Origin of the sequence: Microbacterium sp. SA39 (assembly GCF_000967865.1) — a bacterium.
GTDB lineage: Bacteria > Actinomycetota > Actinomycetes > Actinomycetales > Microbacteriaceae > Microbacterium.
On the sequence record NZ_JXRU01000032.1, the window covers coordinates 169,965 to 193,162 of the forward strand.

Sequence of the window (23,198 nt, forward strand, 5' to 3'; positions counted from 1 at the left end):
CGCTCCGCTCGCTCAACGACCGAGAACCGGTCGTTGAGCGAGGAGCGCAGCGACGAGACGAAACGGTCGAAACGCCGCGTCAGCTTATCGTGAGCAGCTGGTGACCCGCGGAGACCGTGGCACCGGCATCCGCGCTGATGTTGCCGACGACGCCGTCCTTGTGCGCCTGCAGCGGCTGCTCCATCTTCATGGCCTCGAGCACCACGACGAGGTCGCCCTTGACGACCTGCTGTCCGTCCTCGACGGCGATCTTGACGATCGTCGCCTGCATCGGCGACTTCACGGCGTCGCCTGCAGCACCCGCGTTGACGGTGGTGGCGTGGCTGCGGCGAGAGGGCGGCACGGCGGCCGGACGGCCGGAGGTGCCGGCGGGGGCCGCGACGCGATCGGGGAGGCTGACCTCGAGCCGCTTTCCGGACACCTCGACGACGACAGTGTGGCGCGAGCCGCTGGATGCCGGCGACTCGAGTTCGCCGTCCCACGCGGGGATGTCATTCACGAACTCGGTCTCGATCCAGCGGGTGAAGATGCCGAATTCGCCGTTCTCCGCGGTGAACGCCGGGTCGCGCACGACCTTGCGGTGGAAGGGGAGGACGGTCGGCATGCCGGAGACCTCGAACTCGTCGAGGGCACGGCGCGAGCGCTCCAGCGCCTCGGCGCGGTTCTTGCCGGTGACGACGATCTTCGCCAGGAGCGAGTCGAACGCGCCCGAGACGGAGTCGCCGGCGGTGACGCCGGAATCGAGACGGATACCGGGGCCGCCGAACGTCTTGAAGACGTGGATGGGGCCGGGCTGGGGGAGGAACCCGCGGCCCGGGTCTTCGCCGTTGATGCGGAACTCGATCGAGTGGCCCTGCGGGGTCGGGTCGTCGTAGTCGATCGTGCCGCCGGCGGCGATGCGGAACTGCTCGCGCACCAGGTCGATGCCGGTGACCTCTTCCGAGACGGGGTGCTCGACCTGCAGACGCGTGTTGACCTCGAGGAACGAGACGGTGCCGTCGGCCCCGATCAGGAACTCGCAGGTGCCGGCTCCGACGTAGCCGACCTCTTTCAGGATGGCCTTGGACGCCGAGTAGAGCAGGTCGTTCTGCTCTGTCGTGAGGAACGGCGCCGGAGCCTCCTCGACCAGCTTCTGGTGGCGGCGCTGCAGCGAGCAGTCGCGCGTCGAGATGACCACGACGTTGCCCGCGGCATCCGCGAGGCACTGCGTCTCGACGTGTCGCGGCTTGTCGAGGTACTTCTCCACGAAGCATTCGCCGCGGCCGAAGGCGGCGACCGCTTCACGCGTCGCGGACTCGAACATCTCGGCGACCTCGTCGAGCTCGCGGGCGACCTTGAGACCGCGGCCGCCACCGCCGTAGGCCGCCTTGATGGCGATCGGCAGGCCGAACTCCTTCGCGAAGGCGATGACCTCTTCGGCCGTCTCGACCGGACCGGGGGTGCCCGGTGCCAGGGGAGCCCCGACCTTCTCCGCGACGTGACGTGCCGTCACCTTGTCGCCGAGGGCTTCGATCGCGGCAGGCGACGGGCCGATCCAGATCATGTCGGCGTCGATCACGGCGCGGGCGAATTCGGCGTTCTCCGCGAGGAAGCCGTAGCCCGGGTGCACGGCATCCGCTCCGGCGCGGCGGGCCACGGACAGGATCTTCTCGATCTGGAGATAGGTCGCAGCGCTCGTCGCACCTCCGAGCGCGAACGCCTCGTCGGCGAGACGGGTGTGCAGCGCGTCACGATCCTGATCGGCGTAGACGGCGACCGAGGCGATTCCCGAGTCCCGGGCGGCGCGGATGATGCGGACGGCGATCTCGCCGCGGTTGGCGATGAGCACCTTGGCGATAGCAGGCATGGTTGCCAGCCTAGCGAGAAGCCGCTCGATCCTTTTGACGACCCTCCACAAGAAAGAGCCGGAAACGTCGACGGGAGTCTACGACCAGAGGTCCGTCCAGCGGACGCCGAGCTGCCCGGCCAGGCGCCGGATCGTCGAGAGCGACATGCCGACGACGGTCGAGGGATCCCCGTCCACCCGCGTGATGAAGGCGCCGCCCAGGCTGTCGACGGTGAAGGCGCCGGCGACCAGCAGCGGCTCGCCCGAGGCGACGTAGGCGGCGATCTCCTCGTCGGCGATGTCCTCGGCGAACGTGACGGATGCCGCGGCGACCGCGGTGGCCTCGACGAGCTCGGCGCCCGGGGACACGCGGTACACGGAATGCCCGGAGTGCAGGATGCCGGTGGCACCGCGCATCTCCTGCCAGCGCCTGGTCGCCTCCTCCGGCGTGTACGGCTTGCCGTACACGCGTCCCGCCAGCGCGAACATCGAGTCGCCGCCGATGACGAGACCGTCGAAGGCGCCCTCCTCCGTCAGTCGCCGGGCGACGTCAGCGGCCTTCGCGCGGGCGAGCAGCAGCACGAGCTCCTCGGGAGGGAGGTCCGCGCCACGCTCCGCCGTCGCGGCCACCGCGACGGCATCCTCGTCCACGTCGGGGGAGAGTGTCAGCGGCTCGATGCCGGCCTGTCGCAGCAGCATCAGGCGGGCGGGAGAGGTGGAGGCGAGGCAGACGCGCATGTTCACCACCGTATCCTCGAAGGATGACTTCCTCCCCAGCCGACGTGCTCGACCTCGACATCACCGGGATCGCGCATGGTGGCACGTTCATCGCCCGCCACGAAGGGCGTGTCGTCTTCGTGTCGGATGCGATCCCTGGGGAGCGCGTGCGCGCCAGGCTGATCCCGTCCGGTGAGGGCGCGGATGCCTCGACGCGCAGCTTCTGGCGCGCCGAGACCCTCAAGGTGCTCGACGCCTCCGAGCATCGCCGTCCGCACATCTGGCCCGAGGCCGACCTCTCCCGCGATCCTGCGGACCGTCCGGGAGGAGCGGATCTCGGTCACATCGCCCTCGAGCACCAGCGGGTGCTCAAGCGTCAGGTGCTGACCGAAGCGCTCGACCGCTTCGCAGGCCCCGGCCTCGTCGCCCCCGAGATCGAGGCCGTCGAATCCGGGGACGGCACCGCGTGGCGCACCCGCGTCACCCTGCACGTCGACGATGCCGGTGAGGTGGGGCCGTTCGCCGCCCGCAGCCACCGCGTCATCCCCGTCTCCTCGTACCCGCTCTCGCGTCCTGCCATCGCCGAGGCCGCCCTCGCGCTGCGCGGCGAGGCGCCCGGACGCATCGAACTCGTCGAGCCTGCGGACGGCCAGGTGCGCATCATCCGGCGCGAGGAGACCGAGCGCCCCGCCCGCGTCGCGCGCGGCTTCCGACGTCGTCCGACCCCCGAGGTGATCCGCGAGGTCGTGGGCGATCGGCGCTTCCAGGTCGACTCCACGGGGTTCTGGCAGGTGCACTCGCGGGCGGCATCCGTGCTCGACGCCGCGGTGTACGGCATCCTCGACGGGCATGTGGATGACGACAGGACGCACTACGACCTCTACGGCGGTGTCGGACTCTTCGCCGCGACCCTCGCCGACCTCGGCGGCACCGACATCGTCACGGTCGAGTCGAGCGCTCGCGCCACCGAGCATGCGGCCGCGAACCTCGCTCCCCTCGACGTCACCGCGGTGACGGCCCGAGTCGACCGGTTCCTCTCCGGGGTCAAGAACAACGGACGGACGGGCGCTGTCATCCTGGATCCGCCGCGAGCGGGTGCCGGGCGAGCGGTCGTCGAGGCCGTGCATGCCCTCGCCCCCGAGGCGATCGCCTACGTGGCCTGCGATCCGGTCGCGCTCGCCCGCGATCTCGGCACCTTCCGAGGCCTCGGCTGGAAGGTGCCGACGCTTCGCGGCTTCGATCTGTTCCCGCATTCGCACCACTTCGAGGTCGTCGCACTGCTCACCCGCTGACCGCGCTGGCGGGCGGTCCGCTGAGACTCACTAGGCTGGGCGGATGAGCACGGTCGCACTCATCGACGATCACGAGTCCGTTCGCCTCGGCCTCGAGGCCGCGTGCGCGCGCGATGCGCAGACCGTGGTCTTCTCGGGAAGCACTGTCAGCTCGTACCTCCAGTGGCGACGCGGGACGGGTGCTGCGCCTGCGGATGTCGTCGTCCTCGACCTCACGCTCGGCGACGGCACGACCGTGACCGAGAACGTCCACTCGCTCGTCGGGGACGGTGCGAGCGTCGTGATCCACAGCGTGGCCGACCGCCCGGCCGCGGTCCGCGAGGCGCTTTCCGCGGGAGCAGCGGGTGTCGTCAGCAAGTCCTCCGCGCTCGACGACGTGCTCGACGCGATCCGCACCGTCGCGCAGGGTGAGGCGTTGAACAACGTCGAGTGGGCCAGCGCGGTCGACGGCGACCGTGCCTTCGCCGACGCGCAGCTGTCGACCCGTGAGCGCGAAGTGCTCCGGCTCTATGCGACGGGGCTGCCGCTCAAGGCTGTGGCCGAGCGTCTCGGAGTCGCCTATTCCACCGCGAAGGAGAACATCACCCGGATCCGGGTGAAGTACGTCGAGGTCGGCAGACCCGCCCCGACCAAGGTGGACCTGCTCCGCCGGGCCATGGAGGACGGCATCGTCGCCGCCGACGGGGCCGCGAGTGCCCGCTGACCCGCTCAGCATCCGCGACGCCTGGAGCAAGATCCCCTCTCCCGGTGCGGTCGAGACCGAGTTCGAGCGGTTCACGGGCAAGCGTATGGAGCGGATCCTCGCGATCGTCGTCGCGATCGGCTCGGCGGCACTCGGCGCACAGGCTCTGATCGCCGCGATCGGCACGTTGTCTTCCGCAGACGTCGCGCACATCGCCGCGCTCGTCGTGGTGTTCGTGCCGCTCGCCGCGATGCTCGTCGCCTGCCTGATCGGGCGCGGCGTCCGTGTGGCCTCCGGCGTGTTCGCGGTCGCGTACGTGCTGGCGCTCGCCGCGTGGCCGGTGATCGTCGACCCGGCGGACAAGGTCGCGGGTGACCAGCCGTGGATCTTCTTCCTCGTGAACATCGGCGTCGTCGCCGCGATGCTCGCGTTCCCCGTGCGTCTCCAGTTCGCGTGGGCCATCGGCATGCCCTTCGTCTACGGCTACGTGCGGCTCGTGCAGGGGGAGTTCTCCCGCGAGTTCTGGGTGACGACCGCGTTCGACGTGTCCTTCACGCTCATCCTCGGCGTGATCATCATCTCGCTCGGCTGGATGTTCCGCTCGGTGGCCGCCGGGGTGGACGAGGCGCGCGGACGGGCCGTGGCTTCCTACGCTTCAGCCGCAGCCGCGGCCGCTGCCGAGGAGGAGCGCATGGCGATGTCCGCGCTCATGCACGACAGCGTGCTGGCTGCTCTGATCGCGGGCGAGCGGGCCGAGGGCGAACGGGCCCGTGAGCTGGCCGTCGCGATGGCACGCGAAGCGCTGACGCGTCTGGCCAACACCGAGGGCGCCGTCGCCGAGGAAGGGAGCGACGAACCCGTCGGGACCGCTCAGATCGTGGTCGAACTGCGCAGATCGCTGTCCGAGCTCGGCGCCGACGCGATCGTCGAGGAGCGCGGCGGCATCGGACTGATCCCCGGGCGTGCCGCCCGTGCCCTCGTGCTGGCTGCTCGACAGGCCATCGGCAACGCGGTGGCGCACGCGAGCGGACGCGGGCTCCACATCGTCGCCGAGGGGCACGGCGACGAAGGGATACGGGTGACGATCTCGGACACGGGGCCGGGATTCGACATCGAGGAGATCGGCGCCGACCGTCTCGGCATCCGCGCCTCGATCTTCGCGCGGATGGCCGGTGTCGCGGGGACCTCGGCCATCGATTCCGGCGAGCACGGGACGATCGTCACGCTGGGGTGGGAGCGCTCATGAACCGCACCGTGCGCAGCGTCGCCACCTCGCTCGCCGTCGGCTTCGCCATGTACTTCGTCGCGCGCGGGGTGTGGTGGATCGAACAGCCGACCGCCCCGCTGCTGATGGTGCTCGCCATCGGGCTGTTCCTCGTGGTGGTGAACCTCGCCATCCTGGTGGACTCCGCCTCGGTGCGGATGCCGGTGTGGGCAGCCGTACCCGGAGTGGTCATGAGCGCGCTGATCCCCTCGCTCGTCACGTTGTCGCTCGACCCGGCCGACCGCACCGAGCCGTTCGCCACCTGGTACATCGGAGGATTGGGACTGCTCGGCGTCGTGTGCGTCGTCCGCCGTCGTCCGGTGTTCGGCTGGCTCACTCTGGCTCTGCTCGTCGTGACGGCGGCGGCGTATCTCGGCCTGGGGGTCGCCCTGAATCTCGGGCTCGTCGGATCGATCATGTGGGTCCTGATCGCCCAGCTGCTCGTGATGTTCTGGGATCGCGCCGTCCGAGACACCGAGCGACTCGCCGAGATACAGCAGGCGGTCTCCGCCTGGCATGCCACCCAACTCGTCCGCCAGCGCGAACGACGGCTGCGCACGCAGTTCGCGCTGGCCGTGGCAGGGCCCGTGCTGAGCCGTGTCGTCGCCTCTCGCGGAGCCCTGGACGAGCAGGAGCAATTGGAAGCACGTCTGGCCGAGGGGCGGCTCCGTGACGAGCTCCGCGGCGCGGAACTGCTCAACGACGCCGTGCGGGACGCGATCGAAGCCGCGCGGCGACGAGGTGTCGTCGTCACCGTGTTCGATGAGGGCGGACTCGACGGGATCGACGAAGAGCGCCGCGTCGAGATCAGGGACGAGCTTGCCGTCACGCTCGCGAACGCGGAGGCGGGGCGCATCATCATCCGCTCGGCCAAGGACCCGCGCGTCGCCGTCACTGTCGTCGGTCGGGCCGGAGCCCGCTCGTCAGGCGACGATGACTCGGTCGAACTCTGGCACGAGATCCTGCGCGACGTCGCGTCGGTCTGACGAGAGTAGGCGAGGGGCGGCGGCGATGCCGCCTGCCCCTCGCCGTGCGGACAGTTACCCGAAAACCGTCCGCGAGTGGCCGATCAGCGTCTGTCTACCCTGGGACAGAGAGACCAGCCGAACGCGAAGCGTCTCCCTCAGTCTGGCGGGTCGTCAACAGCTTGTCTGTAGGTATTTTGGGGGACACGATTCCGACGCCGATGCGAGATCATTGGACGATGGGAATGCGTCGCGGAACCAATCTCCCGCGGATGGGTGACTTCAACCAGTCCGTGATCCTGGAGGCCATCCGGCGCTCCGGCGAAGGACTGAGCAGGATCGAACTCGTCGAGGCGACCGGGCTGTCCGCCCAGACCGTCACGAACATCACGCGTCGGCTCCTTGACGACGGATTCATCCGTGAGGCCGGACGCACCATCAACGGGCCCGGGAAACCGCGGGTCACACTGCGACTCGTGCCGGAGAGCGGGTTCTCCGTCGGGGTCCACCTCGACCCGGCGGTCATGACCTTCGTGCTCCTCGACCTGGCGGGAAGGGTGGTGCGGCGGGTCGGGGTGCGCACGCCGAAGACCGACCCTCGCCAGATCATCGAGGCCATGGCCAGCACGATCGAGACGCTGATCGCCGGTTCGGGTGTCGACCGCGAGCGCATCGCCGGCATCGGTGTGGCCGCGCCGGGGCCGCTCGATCCGGACAAGGGCACGGTGATCGACCCGCCGAAGCTGATCGGGTGGCACCGCGTGCCGCTGCGCGCGGTCCTGGCGGAGGCGACGGGCCTCCCGGTGACCCTGGAGAAGGACACGACGGCCGCAGCCGTCGGAGAGCTGTGGACCCGCCACGGTTCCTCCGACGAATCTTTCGTCTTCGTCTACCTCGGCACGGGCATCGGCGCGGCTCTGGCCAGAGATGGTGACGTGGTGCGCGGCAGCACCAGGAATCTCGGCGAGATCGGGCACATCGTGGTCGATCCCGAGGGTCCGCCCTGCCTGTGCGGGTCGCGCGGATGCGTCGAGGTCATGTGCACGCCGCAGGCTATCGTCGAGCGGGCGGAACGCGCCGGCGTGCTCCCGGACGACCGGGAGGCGAATGACGTCGAGGCGGTCGAGGCGCGATTCACCGAGCTGTGCGAGCGGGCCGCAGCGGGCGACGACCGGGCGGCGCATGTACTTCGGCAGTCGGCGGGCGATTTCGCCGCGCTCACCGCCGTGCTGACCAACATGCTCGACGTGGATCGCGTCGTCTTCGGTGGCCCGTTCTGGGCTCGTCTGGCAGCTGTCTTCCTGGACGAGATCCCCGGACGTCTCGATCGGCTGAGCGCCACGCGGGCAGTGCACTCGCTGCCTGTCGCAGGCAGCGTCGTCGGTGTCGACGTCGGGGCGGTCGGAGCCGCCTGCGTCGTGCTGGACTCCGCGCTGACGCCGCGGACGACCGATCTGCTGCTGGAGGACTGACTCCGGCTCAGCCGGAGAACCGTCCCCACGGGATGTCGCGGCGCAGGGGTGCGCGCAGCGGGCGCTGCGTGCGGGTCCAGGCCGATGCGTGCGGCTCGACGGCGACGGCATCCGCCGCCTCCGTGGCATAGGCATCGCTGATCACCGCGATGAGGGCGGCGAGCTCCTCCTCGCTCGCGGCGCCACGTGTGATCTCGAGCGCGGTCGGGAGTTCGTCCGGCGTCTCGGGGAAAGCGGTGCTCTCGGTCACAGCGGGATGTTCCCGTGCTTCTTCGGCGGCAGATCCGCGCGCTTGCCGCGCAGCGCCCGCAGCGCCTTGGCGATCGACACGCGGGTGTTGGCAGGCTCGATGATGCCGTCGAGCTCACCGCGTTCGGCGGCGAGGAAGGGGGAGGCGACGTCGTAGGTGTATTCGTTGGCGAGGCGTGTACGGACGGCGGCGACGTCCTCACCGGCCTCCTCGGCCTTCTTGATCTCGCCGCGGTAGAGGATGTTGACTGCGCCCTGGCCGCCCATGACGGCGATCTCGGCCGTCGGCCATGCGAGGTTCACGTCGGCGCCGAGCTGCTTGGAGCCCATCACGATGTACGCGCCGCCGTACGCCTTGCGGAGGATGACCGTGACCAGCGGCACCGTCGCCTCGGCGTAGGCATAGAGCAGCTTGGCGCCGCGCCGGATGACGCCCTCCCATTCCTGATCGGTGCCCGGCAGGTACCCGGGCACATCGACCAGCGTCACGATCGGGATCGAGAAGGCGTCGCAGAACCGCACGAACCGGCTGGCCTTCTCGCCGGCCTGGATGTTCAGGGTTCCGGCCATCTGCGAGGGCTGGTTCGCGATGATGCCGACGGTGCGACCTTCGACGCGACCGAAGCCGATGACGATGTTCGGTGCGAACAGCGGCTGGACCTCGAGGAAGTCGCCCTGATCGACGACATGCTCGATCACGGTCTTGATGTCGTACGGCTGGTTGGCGGAGTCCGGGACGATCGTGTTCAGCGTGCGATCGGCATCCGTCGTCTCGAACTCGAACGTCGTCTCGTACGACGGCAGCTCGGACATGTTGTTGTCGGGGAGGAAGCCGAGGAGAGTGCGCGCGTAGTCGATCGCGTCATCCTCGTCATCCGCGAGGTAGTGCGCGACACCCGAGCGGGTGTTGTGCGTGTACGCGCCGCCGAGCTCTTCCATGCCGACGTCCTCGCCGGTCACGGTCTTGATCACGTCGGGGCCGGTGACGAACATCTGGCTGGTCTTGTCGACCATGATGACGAAGTCCGTCAGCGCGGGGGAGTAGACCGCGCCTCCGGCGGCCGGGCCCATGATGATGGAGATCTGCGGGATCACGCCGGAGGCGCGCGTGTTCAGCCGGAAGATCTCGCCGTACTTGCCGAGGGCGACGACGCCCTCCTGGATGCGTGCGCCGCCGGAGTCGAGGATGCCGATGCACGGCATCCCTCCCGCGAGGGCGAATTCCATGATCTTGATGATCTTCTCGCCGGCGACCTCGCCGAGAGATCCGCCGAAGGTCGAGAAGTCCTGCGAGTAGACGGCGACGGTGCGGCCGTGGATCGTGCCGACGCCCGTGACGACCGAGTCGCCGTACGGACGGGAGCGGTCCATGCCGAAAGCGGTCGTGCGGTGGCGCACGTACTCGTCGAACTCGACGAAGCTTCCGGGGTCGACGAGCAGTTCGATGCGCTCGCGGGCGGTCATCTTGCCCTTGGCGTGCTGCTTCTCCTTCGCCTTGGCCTCGGCGTCGATGACGGCCTCGGTGTAGCGAGCGCGCAGGTCCGCGATCTTGCCGGCGGTGGTAAAGAGGTCGGGCTTGTCCGTCACGGATTCAACCCTAGCGTCGGGTCGGTGCTGTCCGTTGGATGCTCGGCACAACGGAGCCGCCGATCCTTTGGCGATCTCCGGTCAGTGCTCCCGATCGATCGATGAATCGAGGCCGGACAGGTCATGGCCGCCGTGGGCCCCGCCGGTGCCCTCCTCGAGCTCCGCGGTGTCCTTGCGGTGTCCCCGCCGGGTCGCGAGTTCACCGACCTTGTGTCCGGCCCAGCCGACGCCGCGCGCGGCCGTGCCCGCGGCGCCGGCGACGGCGCTCCCGGCGAATCGCGCGCCGCGCAGCACGCGCAGCTCCATCTTCTCTGCACCCTGCACCGGCTCGAGTTCGAGCGGCAGGTCGACGGGCGCGGCGCCGAAGGCCTTGTGCGATGTCGTGAGCACGCGTCGGCCGAGGATGTGATTGCCGGCGCCGCCGATCGCGGCGCCGATGCCGAACGGGAGCGCCTTCCCGATCATCGAGGCGCCGCCCTTCGCGGCGAACTGCTTCACGAACATGCTCTTGAGCCGATCGACCAACGGGCCGACGGCGGCGCGGGGGAGCGACTTGGTGACCAGCTCGCCCCAGTAGGACGATCGGTTTCCGCCCCGGCCGGCGACCTGGCCCGCGAGCTGTCCGACGAGGTCGACGCCTTCCTTGCCGAGCATCAGAGTCATCACGAGAGCCCGCGCGCGTTCGGGATTCGAGATCGCGATGCCGTGCACCTCGGCCACGGACTGTGCGAACAGCGCGGTCGACTCGACGAAGCCGACGGTTTCGACGCCCGACAGCGCGAGCGTGACGCCCGTGCCGATGCCCGGTACGACCGCGGTCGCTCCTACCGCTGCGCCGCCGGTGGTGACCGCGGCCAGGTACCGCCGCTCGAGGATGTGGATGATCTCCGCCGGGGTGGCCTGCGGGTTGCGCAGACGGATGCTGCGGATATGGGCGAGGACGAGGGGCCGTTGGATGGAGAGCACGCGGTCGAGTCCGCGCACCATCATCGGGTGCTCCGGCGACCCCACCGGAGGCACCGTCTTGTCCCATGGAGAGTCGTCCGGCAGGGAATGGATCTTATGCACCTTGGGAGCCATGGCCCGATCTTACGAAGTAAGTCCGCGAAAACGCCGAACGCCCGGACCCTCGAGAGGCGCCGGGCGTTCGGGATGTGCGATCAGACGAACAGGTTCGCCCGCTCGAGGTCTTCCGCGAAGTCGACCTCGACCGCGTAGAGGTCGGAGACATCCATCGGCTCGAGCAGTAGACCGTCTTCGGCGATCGCGAGTTCGAGGCCGCGCTCGAAGTAGTCCTGGTCCTCGACGCGCTGCAGCTGGCGCATGAACGCCTTCTTGTTCGCCGAGGAGATGTAGTTGATGCCGACGGCCTCGCCCAGCCCGCCCTTGACGGTCTTGGAAAGCTGGTCGATGAAGCCCTCCGCCGTGACGGTGTACTTCACCTCTTCGTCGCTGACCTTCGAAGTGTTGACCGTGACGAACGACTGGTCGCGTTCGATGTACGCGGCCGCACGACCGAGGATCATCGGGTCGAAGACGACGTCTCCGTTCATCCACAGCACGCCGCTTCTGCCGGTGGCGGCGAGGGCGCGGAGGAGGCTCTTCGAGGTGTTCGTCTCGTCGTAGCGCTCGTTGTGCACGTAGTTGACTGCGGGGAACGCTTCGATGATGGTTTCGGCGCGATAGCCGACGACCGCGGTGATTCGCGCATCGGAGCCGAAGGCGGCGCGAATGTTGTCGTGCTGCTGGCGCATGATCGTGCGGCCGTCGCTCAGCTCGGTCAGCGGCTTCGGCAGCGCGCGGCCGAGGCGTGAGCCCATGCCTGCGGCGAGAATGACGGTTTGAAGAGTCACGAGTGCTCCTAAGGGAAGTTGTGTTCACGATCGGTTCACCGATCAGACACCTCATCGTGCCGCGTTCATGGTACCGATTCCGCCTGGGAAGGCTGGGGGATCGATGGCCCCGTTGTCATTTCGTGACCGACTACACACTCAACACTCAGGGTAGACGATGGAGCGGACGGTGCGCGGAATCTGCGCGATCCGAGCGCGGATTGTTGCGTGACACCCTCGGCGAGGGGCAAGCCATTGATACCGTAGGACGGTGACTGCTTCCCCTGACGACCGCACCGACCAGGTGGACGACTTCGAGACCCCGCCCCAGACGGCGCTCCCCGGCGGAGCGCCGGCAGCGAAGCAGAGTTCTGCGGGGCGTCCCACGACCAAGAAGACGCCGACGAAGCGCGCTCCCGCTGCGAAGAAGCCGGCACGTCGCACGCCCGCCAAAGCGTCCGCGGAGACTGCGGCTCCCGCCGGAGAGATCGTCATCGAGCCTGTTGTGAAGATGGTGATCGATGCCCCCGCATCGGTAGCCTCGGGGAACTCGGCCCGGACCGCGGCGGCACGCAACGCGGCGACGAAGAACAGTGCCGCCCGCGCCGCAGCGGCGAAGTCCGCCAAGCCGGCCACCTCGGCGGCCCGTGCGGCCGCCGCGAGGGCAGCCGCGTCGAGCTCTTCGACAGCAGCGTCTGCCAAGAGCTCAGCCGCGAACACGACCGCCGGAAAGGCCGCGGCCGGGAGGACGGCGACTGCCCGGACTGCGGCGGCGAAGTCTGCGGCGGAGAAGTCCGCTGCCGCCAAGAGCACGGCACGCACCGCGTCGGCGCGCTCGACCTCTGCCAAGACGGCCGCGGCCCGTGCAGCGGCCACGAAGGCGGCAGCGGCCAAGGCGGCAGCCGCAGAGGAGCTCGCGGCCGAGAAGCTGGCCGCCGAGGCGGCCGCCGCGGCGGAGTCTCGGCCAGCTGACTCGACCACGGTCGACCAGCAGGTTGCCCCGGAGCAGAGCATCGCCGAGACCGCAGTCGCAGAGGTCGTCGTCGTGGAACCCGCTGCCGCGGAACCTGTCGTCGAGGAACCTGTCGTCGAGGAATCTGTCGCGGCGGAACCTGTCGTCGAGGAACCTGTCGTCGAGGAATCTGTCGCGGCGGAATCGGTGAACGACGAAGCGGTCGTGGGCGAGACCGTGGACGAGGGCGCGGTCGTCGAGGAACCTGTCGTCGAGGAACCTGTTGTCCCGACGCCGGTGGCCGAGGAGCACGCGGCGGACGGTGTGACGCCCGAGGAAGCTGTCGCGGACACGCGAGGCGTGGCCGTACCGGAGACGGACTCCGGCGACGCGGCATCCGGTGCGTCCTCCGAGCGCGACGGCATCGGCGCGACCGAGGCCATCAGCATCCGTGGGCTCGTCAAGCAGTTCGGCGACAATCGCGCCGTCGACGGCATCGATCTCACCGTGCCTGCCGGGTCGTTCTACGGAATCGTCGGTCCGAACGGCGCCGGTAAGACCACGACGCTCTCGATCGTCGCAGGTCTCCTGCGGCCGGATGAGGGCAGCGTCGTGATCTGCGGCATCGACCAGGCCAGGCAGCCGCTCGCTGCGAAGCGGGTGATGGGAGTGCTGCCCGACCGGCTGCGCACCTTCGACCGCCTCACCGGCAGGCAGCTCCTGTACTACTACGGCCTGCTGCGGGGTCTGGGAGCCGACGTCATCGAGAAGCGCGCGGCAGATCTCGCTCGGGCCTTCGATCTCGGCGACGCACTCAGCCGCGTCGTCTCGGACTACTCCGCCGGTATGACGAAGAAGATCATGCTCGCCGGGGCGATGATCCACTCACCGCGCGTCCTCGTGCTCGACGAGCCGTTCGAATCGGTGGACCCGGTCTCCTCGGCCGTGATCCTCGACATCCTCCGCGCCTACGTCTCGCACGGCGGTACGGTGATCCTCTCCAGCCACGGCATGGATCTCGTCGAGCGGGTCTGCTCGCGCGTCGCGATCATCGTCGGCGGCGAAGTGCTCGCGGAAGGCACGATCGACGAGGTGCGCGCCGGGCAGACGCTGGAAGCGCGATTCGTCGAGCTCGCCGGATCCAGCGGAGAGGTGGAGGGGCTCGAGTGGCTGCACACGTTCTCCGACTGAGGCTCGCGCTGCTGGTCGGATCGCTGCGCGGCGAACGCCGGGTCCGGACTCTGGTCACGTTGCTCGCCGTCATCGCCATCACCGTCGTCGTCTGCCTTGCCGTCTTCAGTCTTGCCGGCGCACCGGTGCCTGTCGCGCGTGCGGTCACGGTACTCGGGGGAGCAGCTCTCCTCCTCGGCTTCCTCGTCGGGCCGATCCTGGTCGGCGCCGTCGACCAGCTCGATCCGCGACGATTCGCCGTCTTCGGTGTGGACGAGCGGCGGATGCCCTGGGTGCTCACGCTCGCGGCATTCGTCAGCGTGCCGAGTCTCGCTCTGCTCGCTGTGTACATCAGCGTCTGCATCGTCGCCATCCGGCTGGGAGCGCCCTGGCCACTGGCCGTGCTGATGACGATCATCGGCGTGGTCACGACCGTGCTCATGGCACGCGTCGGCATGGCCGTGAACGCCCTGCTGCTTCCCGAGCGTCGATCGCGAGAGCTGACCGCTCTCTTCGCGCTGGCCATCATCGTGATCGCGTTCCCGGTCGCCGTTTTCGTCGCCTCCCTGCGCTGGGATGGACATGTCCCCGAATCGCTGGCCGCGCTGTCCACCACCTTCGGCTTCACGCCGCTCGCGGCGGCACCGGGCTTCCTGTTCGACGTCGCGGCCCACGCGACGTCGACGGCGTGGACCAGCGGAATCGTCGCGGTCGTCACGGCCCTGCTGCTCTGGGTGCTGTGGGCCTGGCTCGTGCGCCGACTGCTGACGACCACCGAGCGCCCCGTCGCCGCCCGGGAACGGACGGGCCTCGGCTGGTTCGGGTTGCTCCCTTCCAACGCCTTCGGCGCGATCGCGGCACGGAGCCTCGTGTACTGGTCACGCGACCGCCGCTACATCATGAACGTCATCGTGGTGCCGGTCGCCGGCGTCCTCACGGTTCTGCCGCTGATCGTCGCCGGAGTGCCCGTAGAGATCGCGGCGCTCGTGCCCGTGCCGGTGATGGCGCTGTTCTTCGGATGGCTGCCGCACAACGACGTCGCGTACGACTCCACAGCTCTCTGGACGCATGTGGCGAGCGGTATCCGTGGACTCCCCGACCGTCTCGGCCGACTCGTGCCCGTGCTCCTGGTGGCGATCCCCGTGCTCGCGATCGCCGTGCCACTCACACTGCTCCTGATCGGCGACTGGCGACTGCTGCTGCCGCTCACGGGTCTGGCCGCGAGCCTGCTGTTCGCCGCCCTCGGTATCTCCAGCATCGTCTCGGTCGTGGCGCCGTACGCGGTGTCGCGTCCCGGCGACAGTCCGTTCCAGCAGCCGCAGCGGCCGACATCCCGCGGGACGTACGGACCGGCGGCAGCCTTCCTCGGAGCCATGCTGCTGAGCCTTCCCACCGCGTGGCTGTTCGGCGCGACGATCGTCGCGGGCGATTCCTACGCGCCCGCTGCATTCTGGGTCGGGCTTCTCTCGGGCCTCGTCGTGCTCTGGGTCGGCGCGGTCATCGGCGGCCGCATCTTCGAGCGCAGCGGAGAGCGGCTGATGGAGTTCGTCGAGACCGCATGACGACCGCCCGCGCGGGCACCGACGCAGCTAGACTCACGGGATGAGTACTCCGCTGGACAGCCCCGATCAGGGCGGCGTGGCAACGCTTGATCGCGAACTGGAAGAGCTCCTCCGCGAGGAGAATCTCGAACCGGGCGACCATGAGCGCTTCTCGCATTACGTGAAGAAGGACAAGATCCTCGAGTCGGCGATCACCGGCAAACCGGTGCGCGCGCTGTGCGGCAAGAAGTGGACGCCGGGTCGCGACCCGGAGAAGTTCCCCATCTGCCCCACGTGCAAGGAGATCTACGAGTCGATGATCAGCTGATCTTCGTCTCGCTGCGCTCGCTCGGGAACCGCGTCAGGTCGCCTCGACGTACACCGTGGGGATCGCCGGGTCCGACTTGCTGAGAGCGAGCGCCCGCACCGGGAGTTCCTCGCGCACGCGCAGGTGATGCGCCCGGGCGGATGCCGTTCCCTCGACGCCCTCGTGTGCCGTGTCGATGTCGCCCGCCTCGACGAACGTCATCTGCAGCGGGCGTCCGTCCGGGTGCTCGGACGGAGTGTCGAGCTCCTCGAAGCCGTCCGAGACCACGACGGTCTCCGCGGTCGCGACGCCGTCGGACAGCGTGCGGAACGCGGCCTTGCGCCCGCCGTACGAGGCCTTGTCAATGGACGCCTTGGCGACGCCGATCCAGGCGCCGCCGGCATCCTGCCTGGCAACCAGCTTGTAGACCATGCTCGCGGTCGGGTAGCCCGAACCCGTCACGACCGACGTGCCCACGCCGTAGGCGTCGACGGGCGATGCGGCTAGGGCAGCGATCGCGTACTCGTCGAGGTCGCTGGTCACGGTGATGCGCGTACCGGTCGCTCCGAGCTCGTCGAGCTGCGCGCGCACCTGGGCCGCGACAGTCGGCAGGTCGCCGGAGTCGATGCGCACGCCACCGAGCTCGGTCCCGGCGATCCGGATGGCGGTCTCGACCCCCGCGCGGATGTCATAGGTGTCGACGAGCAGGGTCGTGCCGGTGCCCATGCTCTCGACCTGGGCCCGGAACGCGTCTTCCTCGGTGTCGTGCAGCAGCGTCCAGGAGTGCGCGGCAGTGCCCATCGTCGGGATACCCCAGCTGCGGCCGGCCTCGAGGTTGCTGGTCGCTCCGAAGCCCGCGATGTACGCCGCGCGCGCGGCCGCGACGGCAGAGCGCTCTGCGGCGCGACGTGAGCCCATCTCGGCCAGGGGCCGCTCGCCGGCGGCGATGCTCATCCGGGTGGCGGCCGTCGCGACGGCGGAGTCGTGGTTGAGTACGCTCAGGGCGAGGGTCTCCAGCACCACTGCGTCGGCGAAGGTCCCCTCGACGGTGAGGATGGGGGACCCTGGGAAGTAGAGCTCGCCCTCGCGGTAGCCGCTGATCGATCCGGTGAAGCGATAGTTCTCGAGATACGCGAGCGAGTCGGCGTCGACGACCTGCTCGTCCCGCAGGTACCGAAGCTCGTCCTCGCCGAAGCGGAACTCGCGCAGCAGGCCGAGCAGTCGACCGGTGCCGGCCACGACGCCGAAGCGCCGTCCGCCGGACAGGCGGCGGGAGAACAGCTCGAAGACGCTCGGCCGGAAGGCCGTGCCGTCTCGGAGCGAGGCGGCGAGCATCGTGAGCTCGTAACGATCAGTGAGCAGCGCCGTCGACGTGGTCATGCGCTCAGCCTAGCGAGGGCCGGTAGGCTGGGGACTCATGAACGACGCGCCGATCGGGATCTTCGACTCCGGTGTCGGCGGGCTCACGGTGGCCAGGGCCATCCGCGCCCAGCTGCCCCGCGAATCGTTCGTGTACATCGGTGACACGGCTCACTCGCCCTACGGCCCGAAGCCCATCGCCGACGTGCGCCGCTACGCGCTGGAAGTGCTCGACACGCTGGTCGACCAGGGCGTCAAGATGCTCGTGATCGCCTGCAACACGGCATCCTCCGCCATGCTGCGCGATGCGCGCGAGCGCTACGACATCCCCGTGGTCGAGGTGATCGGACCCGCCGTGCGCCGCGCCGTGTCGACGACGCGCAACGGCCGGGTCGGCGTGATCGGCACGGTCGGCACGATCGGTTCCCGGGCGTACCAGGACATGCTCGAGGTCAACGAGCGCCTGCAGGTGTTCACTGCCGCGGCGCCGCGGTTCGTCGAGTTCGTGGAAGCGGGGATCACCGGGACCCCCGAGGTCCTCGCCGTGGCGGAGGAGTACCTTGCTCCGCTGAGGGATGCCGGCGTCGACACGCTCGTACTCGGCTGCACCCACTACCCGTTCCTCCGTGGCGCGATCAGCTATGTCATGGGGGAGGGCGTCACGCTCGTCTCCAGCGACGACGAGACGGCCGGCGACGTCTATCGTCAGCTCGTCCGCGGTGATCTGCTGGCTCCGCCGGACGCCACGGCCACCTACGTCTACGAGGCCACCGGCGCATCCGCCGACGAGTTCACGGCGCTCGCGAACCGTCTGATGGGCCGCGAGGTCCGCGATGTGCAGCTCGTGCAGACCGGTGTCATCACGCTTCCCGAATCCCTCTCCGAATCGCGCTGAGCCGATTCGGCCACCCCCACCCGAAAGAAGCACATGACCGATATCGTCCGCGCCGACGGCCGCTCCACCGACCAGCTCCGCGAGATCACCATCGAGCGCGGCTGGAGCGCGCACGCGGAGGGCTCCGCGCTGATCAGCTTCGGCGGCACGAAGGTGCTGTGCACGGCATCCTTCACCAACGGCGTGCCCCGCTGGCTGACCGGCAAGGGCAAGGGGTGGGTCACGGCCGAGTACTCGATGCTGCCGCGCGCCACGAACAGCCGCAACGATCGTGAGAGCGTCAAGGGCCGTATCGGCGGTCGCACGCATGAGATCTCGCGTCTCATCGGTCGCGCACTGCGCGCGGTCGTCGACACCAAGGCTCTCGGAGAGAACACGATCGTCATCGACTGCGACGTGCTGCAGGCCGACGGCGGCACCCGCACCGCGGCGATCACCGGGGCGTACGTCGCCCTTGCGGACGCGATCGAGTGGGGCCGTGAGAAGAAGTTCATCGGCAAGAACTCGACGCCGCTGCTCGATTCGGTCGCCGCGGTGTCGGTCGGCATCATCGACGGCGAGCCCATGCTCGATCTGGCATATGTCGAAGACGTGCGCGCCGAGACAGACATGAACGTGGTCGTCACGGGCCGAGGCCTGTTCGTCGAGGTGCAGGGCACCGCCGAGGGAGCGCCGTTCGACAAGCGCGAGCTGGATGCGCTGCTCGAGCTCGGTCTCGCCGGCTGCGCCGACCTCAAGGATCAGCAGCTGGCCGCCCTGGCCGCCACGACGGACGCGTGACGATGAAGGTCGTCCTCGCGACCCACAATCCGCACAAGGTGACGGAGTTCCAGCAGATCGTCCGAGACACGCGCCCCGACTTGGAGATCGTCGCCTACGACGGTCCGGAGCCGGTTGAGGACGGGGCGACGTTCGCCGAGAACGCGCTGATCAAGGCCCGCGCGGCGGCTGCCCATACCGGGTTGGCCGCGCTGGCGGACGACTCGGGGATCTGCGTCGACGTGCTCGGTGGATCGCCCGGCGTGTTCTCCGCCTACTGGGCGGGTCAGAAGAAGGATGCCGCAGCGAACCTCGAGCTGCTGCTCGATCAACTCCGTGACGTCGCGGACCCGCACCGCTCCGCTCATTTCACCTCGACGATCGCGCTCGTGACGCCGGAGGGTCGGGAAGAGGTGGTCGAGGGGCTCTGGCCGGGACGGCTCGCGCGCGAGGCATCCGGCGGCGCAGGATTCGGCTACGACCCGATCTTCGTGCCGGACGGTCAGCCCGACGGCGCGCAGCGCACGGTGGGCGAGTTCACGGCCGAGGAGAAGCAGGCGCAGTCGCATCGGGCGCGAGCCTTTGCAGCGCTGGTGCCCCTGCTGACCGAGCTCTGACCGGGCGGATGCTCAAGCACTACGCGTGACGTACTACACCAGTAGTGGTTAATTTCGACGCATGCGAGAACTGACCTATCACATCGGCGTGACCCTCGACGGCTTCATCGCCGGGCCGCAGGACGAGGTCGATTTCTTTCCGGTGACTCCCGCTTTCGCCGAGACCCTGGGAACCGATCTCGCCGACATCCAGCCGTCCCACGTGCGTGCGGAGCGCGGTGCGGATGCTCCCGTGACCCGTTTCGACACGGTCGTCATGGGGCGCCGCACCTACGAGCCCGCGCTGCAGGTGGGGATCACCGACCCGTATGCACACCTGCGCACGATCGTGTTCAGCACCACGCTCGATGACCCGGCCGTCGCCAACGTCGAGATCGTCCGGACCGACCCGGTGACACGCGTGCGCGAGCTGAAAGCAGAGGACGGACTCGGCATCTACCTCGCCGGCGGTGCCGGACTCGCGGGCGCGCTGATCGACGAGTTCGATCTACTGATCGTGAAGAAGTACCCGCTCATCGCCGGTGACGGCATTCCGATGGCGAGACACCCATTCGCTCCGAGGCTGTTCGATCTCGACGAGGCTCGAACCTTCGACAACGGCTGCGTCGTGCTGGAGTACACGCGGTCCCGGTGACGGCGCGCGTGAAGGTGAGAATCGTTACCCTTCCCGACTAGTCGGAACCGCCGTCCGGGCATGCCCGCCCGGTCTAGCCTGAAGGCATGCACGATCACGCGCCCGCCGCCGGCGGCATCCGCTCTGCGAGCAGCAGACGCCTCCTGGCGATCTCGCTGTCGCTGACGGCGACCGTGATGGTGGTGCAGATCGTCGGAGCCGTGCTCACCGGTTCGCTCGCGCTTCTCGCGGATGCCGCCCACATGTTCACGGATGCCTCGGCATTGGTCATCGCGCTCATCGCGGCATCCGTCGCCGCCCGTCCGGCCGACGACCGGCGCACGTTCGGGTATCAGCGTGCCGAGGTGTTCGGCGCGCTGATCAACGCCGTGATCCTGATCGCGCTGGCCGCGTGGGTCGCGGTCGAGGGCATCAGCCGTCTGGTGAACCCGGGCGACGTCGAGGTCGCCGGCGGCCTGATGCTCGTCGTCGCCGTCGTGGGTCTGTTCGCCAACGCGGTCTCGATGTGGCTGCTGAGCCGGGCGCAGCGTACGAGCATCAACGTGCGCGGCGCCTACCTCGAGGTGATGGGTGATCTGATCGGCTCGGTCGCCGTCATCGTCGCGGCCGTCATCATCCTCACGACCGGGTGGATGCCCGCGGATGCCGTCGCGTCACTGCTCATCGCGGCGATGATCCTCCCGCGCGCGATCACTCTGCTGCGCGAGGTGTTCTCGGTCCTCTCCGAGTCCGCACCGAAGGGCACGGCGGTCAGCGAGATCCGCACCCACCTGCTCGGCTATGAGGGCGTGATCGGCGTGCACGATGTGCACGTCTGGCAGCTGACCCGCGGAGCGCCCGTCTTCACGGCACACGTCAGCGTGGACCCGCTGCTGATCGCCGACGGACGCTCGGCGCGATTGCTCTCCGAGATGCAGGCGTGCCTCGCCGATCACTTCGATGTCGAGCACTCGACGTTCCAGATCGAGCCGGCCGAGCAGTCGGACTGCGCACCGCACCACGCGTGACCGTCAGGCCTCGACGACGATCTCCTCCGGAGTCTTGTCGGGTCGCAGCCCTCGCCAGCGGGCGTGACGCAGCACGCCGTCGGGTGTCCAGTTCGCGAACTCGACCTCGCCGACGAGCTCGGGTCGCACCCACAGTGCGTCGGAGGCGTCCGGCGCCGGGACGCCGCTCAGGGGCGCGGTCTTCACACGCAGGGGCTCGAGTCGCTCGAGCAGGTCGCGCAGGATCCGTTCGGTGAACCCCGAGCCGACTCGGCCGACGTATCGCAGGGGCCGGTGGGTCCCCGAACCCGCCGAAACGTCCGGCACCGCGAGCAGCAGGGAGCCGAGCGTGCTCTGCCGATCACCTTTCCCCGGACGGATGCCGACGATCACCGCTTCCTGCATGAGGGTGTGCTTGAGCTTGAGCCACGCGGGTGAGCGCAGTCCCGGCCGGTAGCGCGAGGCCGGGTCCTTGACCACGACGCCCTCGAGTCCGAACTGCTCGCTGGCGCCCAGAGCGGCGTCGACGTCATCGAAGACCGGCGGCACCTGCACCGGTGCATCCAGGTCCGCCACGAGGTCTTCGAGCAGCGTCCGCCTCTGACGGAGCGGCATCGCCGTCAGATCGTGTCCGTCGAGACGCAGCAGATCGAACAGCATGTAGACGATCGGCGTGCGCACCACTTCGCGTTCGATCTCGCGCGGACGGGTGAGGTGCATCCGGTTCTGCAGCTGCGAGAAGCTCGGTCGACCCTGTCCGTCGAAGGCGACGATCTCGCCGTCGACCACGGCATCCGTCGCCGGGAGGAACGGTGCTCCATCTGCGGTGAGCTCGGGATAGCGCGCTGTGATGTCGGTTCCGCGGCGCGCGTGCAGCAGCATCCGTCCGTCCGCCCAGGTGCCCATGGCGCGGATGCCGTCCCATTTGACCTCGGCCCACGAGGGGTCGCTGAGGGTGCGAGCGATCGCCGGGGTGCCGTTCTCGGCGAGCATCGGGGCTAGCATGGGCGCGGTCGTGGAGGCGGCGGTGCCTGACGCCGCCGCCGTGCTCCGGGCATATCGCGACGAGCGGTGCGGAGCGGAAGCCGCTGCCGCCGGGCGAGCCGCTTCCCGGGGCGCCGCCGATGGCGCCGTATCCGGCCGCAACGAGCTCAGGGGATCGATGCCCTCCGCCGCACGGGCGAGCACCTCATCGCTGTCCAGCTGCGCGAGATCAGGGTCGTCGAGCTCCTCCCACGTGCGCGGGGCGGCGACCCACGGCTGTGCGCGCCCGCGGAGCGAGTACGGCGAGATGGTCGTCTTCTTGCCGTTGTTCTGGCTCCAGTCGAGGAACACCTTGCCGCCGCGCACCGCCTTGGACATGACGCTCGTGGCGAGGTCGGGATGATCGCTCTCGATGAGCCGAGCCAGCTCCTTGACCACCGCCGAGATCTCCTGGCTCGTCTGTTCGCCGGGCAGCGCCGCGTACAGGTGGATCCCCTTGCTGCCGCTCGTGACCGGCAGTGGATCGAGACCCATGCCGCTGAGGATGCCGCGCGCGATGCGGGCGACCTCGGCGCACTGGGCGAGTCCGACGCCGGGGCCCGGATCGAGGTCGAGCACGAGCCGATCGGGTCGCCCCGGAAGCCCGTCCGGAGCGAAGCGCCACTGCGGGACGTGCAGCTCGATCGCGGCGACCTGGGCGAGCCAGACCAGCGTCGGCACGTCCTCGACGAGCGGGTAATCCTTGGGCCCGTCCGAGTGCTGAATCGCCTGACGGGGGATCCAGTCGGGAGCACCCGGCTCGAGCTGCTTCGTGAAGAACGCGTCCGCCGGGGCATCCGCTGTGCCGACGCCCTCCACCCAGCGCTTGCGGGTGACCGGGCGGCCGTCGAGGAGGGGGAGCAGGAGCGGGGCGATCGCCGAGTAGTAGGCGATGACCTCGCCTTTGGTGGTGCCGGTCTCGGGGAAGACGACCTTGTCGAGATTGGTCACGCGCAGACGCCGGCCGTCGACCTGCACGACCTGCGCTTCTCCGACCATGCAGCCAGCGTAGTCAAGGGGCGGCGCCGTCCAAGAGCATGCCGTCAAGGGGCTGGCCGTGGCAGGTGCGG

General features: G+C 69.2%; 21 protein-coding genes. 13 read left to right on the forward strand and 8 right to left on the reverse strand.

The window, feature by feature from the left end; all coding sequences use genetic code 11:
• Window positions 1–79: 79 nt before the first annotated feature.
• Both RS85_RS08520 and RS85_RS08525 read right to left on the reverse strand, forming a co-directional pair.
• The gene (locus RS85_RS08520; RefSeq protein WP_046012995.1) at window positions 80–1,846 is read right to left on the reverse strand and encodes an acetyl/propionyl/methylcrotonyl-CoA carboxylase subunit alpha; all 1,767 of its coding nucleotides are present in this window, start codon (window positions 1,844–1,846) and stop codon (window positions 80–82) included.
• A 78-nt stretch (window positions 1,847–1,924) separates the two neighbouring features.
• Window positions 1,925–2,563 (reverse strand): Maf family protein, encoded by a 639-nt coding sequence (locus tag RS85_RS08525; protein WP_046013075.1) that lies wholly within the window; start codon window positions 2,561–2,563, stop codon window positions 1,925–1,927.
• Between the two features lie 23 nt (window positions 2,564–2,586).
• On the opposite strand from RS85_RS08525, the gene RS85_RS08530 reads away from it, so the two are divergent.
• The 5 genes from RS85_RS08530 (at window position 2,587) to RS85_RS08550 (ending at window position 8,217) form a co-directional block, all read left to right on the forward strand.
• Window positions 2,587–3,834 (forward strand): class I SAM-dependent RNA methyltransferase, encoded by a 1,248-nt coding sequence (locus RS85_RS08530; protein WP_046012996.1) that lies wholly within the window; start codon window positions 2,587–2,589, stop codon window positions 3,832–3,834.
• 43 nt (window positions 3,835–3,877) lie between these two features.
• Window positions 3,878–4,537, forward strand: a complete 660-nt coding sequence (locus RS85_RS08535) for a response regulator transcription factor (RefSeq protein WP_046012997.1) — start codon at window positions 3,878–3,880, stop codon at window positions 4,535–4,537.
• Window positions 4,527–5,762: an ATP-binding protein gene (locus RS85_RS19690; RefSeq protein ID WP_052703495.1), complete on the forward strand. Its 1,236-nt coding sequence runs from the start codon at window positions 4,527–4,529 to the stop codon at window positions 5,760–5,762. Before RS85_RS08535 ends, RS85_RS19690 begins: the two co-directional genes overlap by 11 nt.
• Window positions 5,759–6,766: a hypothetical protein gene (locus RS85_RS08545; RefSeq protein WP_046013077.1), complete on the forward strand. Its 1,008-nt coding sequence runs from the start codon at window positions 5,759–5,761 to the stop codon at window positions 6,764–6,766. Before RS85_RS19690 ends, RS85_RS08545 begins: the two co-directional genes overlap by 4 nt.
• Window positions 6,767–7,017: 251 nt before the next feature.
• On the forward strand, window positions 7,018–8,217 hold the full coding sequence (locus RS85_RS08550) for an ROK family transcriptional regulator (protein ID WP_046012998.1): 1,200 nt from the start codon (window positions 7,018–7,020) through the stop codon (window positions 8,215–8,217).
• Between the two features lie 7 nt (window positions 8,218–8,224).
• Here RS85_RS08550 and RS85_RS08555 read toward each other — a convergent pair whose 3' ends face one another.
• The 4 genes from RS85_RS08555 to RS85_RS08570 all read right to left on the reverse strand — a co-directional run bounded on the left by RS85_RS08555 (window position 8,225) and on the right by RS85_RS08570 (window position 11,906).
• Window positions 8,225–8,467 carry an acyl-CoA carboxylase subunit epsilon gene (locus tag RS85_RS08555; RefSeq protein ID WP_046012999.1) on the reverse strand — a complete coding sequence of 81 codons (243 nt, stop codon included), beginning with the start codon at window positions 8,465–8,467 and terminating at the stop codon, window positions 8,225–8,227.
• The gene (locus RS85_RS08560; protein ID WP_046013000.1) at window positions 8,464–10,053 is read right to left on the reverse strand and encodes an acyl-CoA carboxylase subunit beta; all 1,590 of its coding nucleotides are present in this window, start codon (window positions 10,051–10,053) and stop codon (window positions 8,464–8,466) included. The genes RS85_RS08555 and RS85_RS08560 overlap by 4 nt, the downstream gene beginning before the upstream one ends.
• Before the next feature lie 81 nt (window positions 10,054–10,134).
• Window positions 10,135–11,133, reverse strand: coding sequence for a hypothetical protein (locus RS85_RS08565; RefSeq protein WP_235282383.1), 999 nt, complete (start codon window positions 11,131–11,133; stop codon window positions 10,135–10,137).
• A gap of 80 nt (window positions 11,134–11,213) precedes the next feature.
• Entirely contained in the window at window positions 11,214–11,906 is a 693-nt protein-coding gene (locus RS85_RS08570; RefSeq protein WP_046013001.1) for a phosphocholine cytidylyltransferase family protein, read from the reverse strand.
• 250 nt (window positions 11,907–12,156) lie between these two features.
• Between RS85_RS08570 and RS85_RS20180 the strand changes: the two genes are divergently transcribed.
• The 3 genes from RS85_RS20180 to RS85_RS08590 are packed head-to-tail and all read left to right on the forward strand — an operon-like array spanning window position 12,157 to window position 15,876.
• A complete protein-coding gene (locus tag RS85_RS20180) occupies window positions 12,157–14,028 on the forward strand; it encodes an ABC transporter ATP-binding protein (protein ID WP_327037207.1) in 1,872 nt (623 codons plus the stop codon).
• Window positions 14,004–15,569 (forward strand): hypothetical protein, encoded by a 1,566-nt coding sequence (locus tag RS85_RS08585; RefSeq protein ID WP_046013002.1) that lies wholly within the window; start codon window positions 14,004–14,006, stop codon window positions 15,567–15,569. Before RS85_RS20180 ends, RS85_RS08585 begins: the two co-directional genes overlap by 25 nt.
• Before the next feature lie 40 nt (window positions 15,570–15,609).
• Entirely contained in the window at window positions 15,610–15,876 is a 267-nt protein-coding gene (locus tag RS85_RS08590; protein ID WP_046013003.1) for a DUF3039 domain-containing protein, read from the forward strand.
• Window positions 15,877–15,909: 33 nt separating this feature from the next.
• On the opposite strand, the gene RS85_RS08595 is transcribed toward RS85_RS08590, so the two are convergent.
• Window positions 15,910–17,235 carry a nicotinate phosphoribosyltransferase gene (locus tag RS85_RS08595; protein ID WP_046013004.1) on the reverse strand — a complete coding sequence of 442 codons (1,326 nt, stop codon included), beginning with the start codon at window positions 17,233–17,235 and terminating at the stop codon, window positions 15,910–15,912.
• A gap of 37 nt (window positions 17,236–17,272) precedes the next feature.
• Here RS85_RS08595 and murI point away from each other — a divergent pair, with 37 nt between their 5' ends.
• The 5 genes from murI to RS85_RS08620 all read left to right on the forward strand — a co-directional run bounded on the left by murI (window position 17,273) and on the right by RS85_RS08620 (window position 21,126).
• On the forward strand, window positions 17,273–18,109 hold the full coding sequence (gene murI, locus RS85_RS08600) for a glutamate racemase (RefSeq protein ID WP_046013005.1): 837 nt from the start codon (window positions 17,273–17,275) through the stop codon (window positions 18,107–18,109).
• Between the two features lie 33 nt (window positions 18,110–18,142).
• Window positions 18,143–18,889: a ribonuclease PH gene (gene rph / locus RS85_RS08605; RefSeq protein WP_046013006.1), complete on the forward strand. Its 747-nt coding sequence runs from the start codon at window positions 18,143–18,145 to the stop codon at window positions 18,887–18,889.
• 2 nt (window positions 18,890–18,891) lie between these two features.
• The gene (rdgB, locus tag RS85_RS08610) at window positions 18,892–19,485 is read left to right on the forward strand and encodes an RdgB/HAM1 family non-canonical purine NTP pyrophosphatase (RefSeq protein WP_046013007.1); all 594 of its coding nucleotides are present in this window, start codon (window positions 18,892–18,894) and stop codon (window positions 19,483–19,485) included.
• Between the two features lie 61 nt (window positions 19,486–19,546).
• On the forward strand, window positions 19,547–20,119 hold the full coding sequence (locus tag RS85_RS08615; protein WP_046013008.1) for a dihydrofolate reductase family protein: 573 nt from the start codon (window positions 19,547–19,549) through the stop codon (window positions 20,117–20,119).
• Window positions 20,120–20,205: 86 nt separating this feature from the next.
• Window positions 20,206–21,126, forward strand: coding sequence for a cation diffusion facilitator family transporter (locus RS85_RS08620; RefSeq protein ID WP_046013009.1), 921 nt, complete (start codon window positions 20,206–20,208; stop codon window positions 21,124–21,126).
• 3 nt (window positions 21,127–21,129) lie between these two features.
• On the opposite strand, the gene ligD is transcribed toward RS85_RS08620, so the two are convergent.
• Window positions 21,130–23,127: a non-homologous end-joining DNA ligase gene (gene ligD / locus RS85_RS08625; RefSeq protein WP_046013010.1), complete on the reverse strand. Its 1,998-nt coding sequence runs from the start codon at window positions 23,125–23,127 to the stop codon at window positions 21,130–21,132.
• Window positions 23,128–23,198 lie beyond the last annotated feature (71 nt).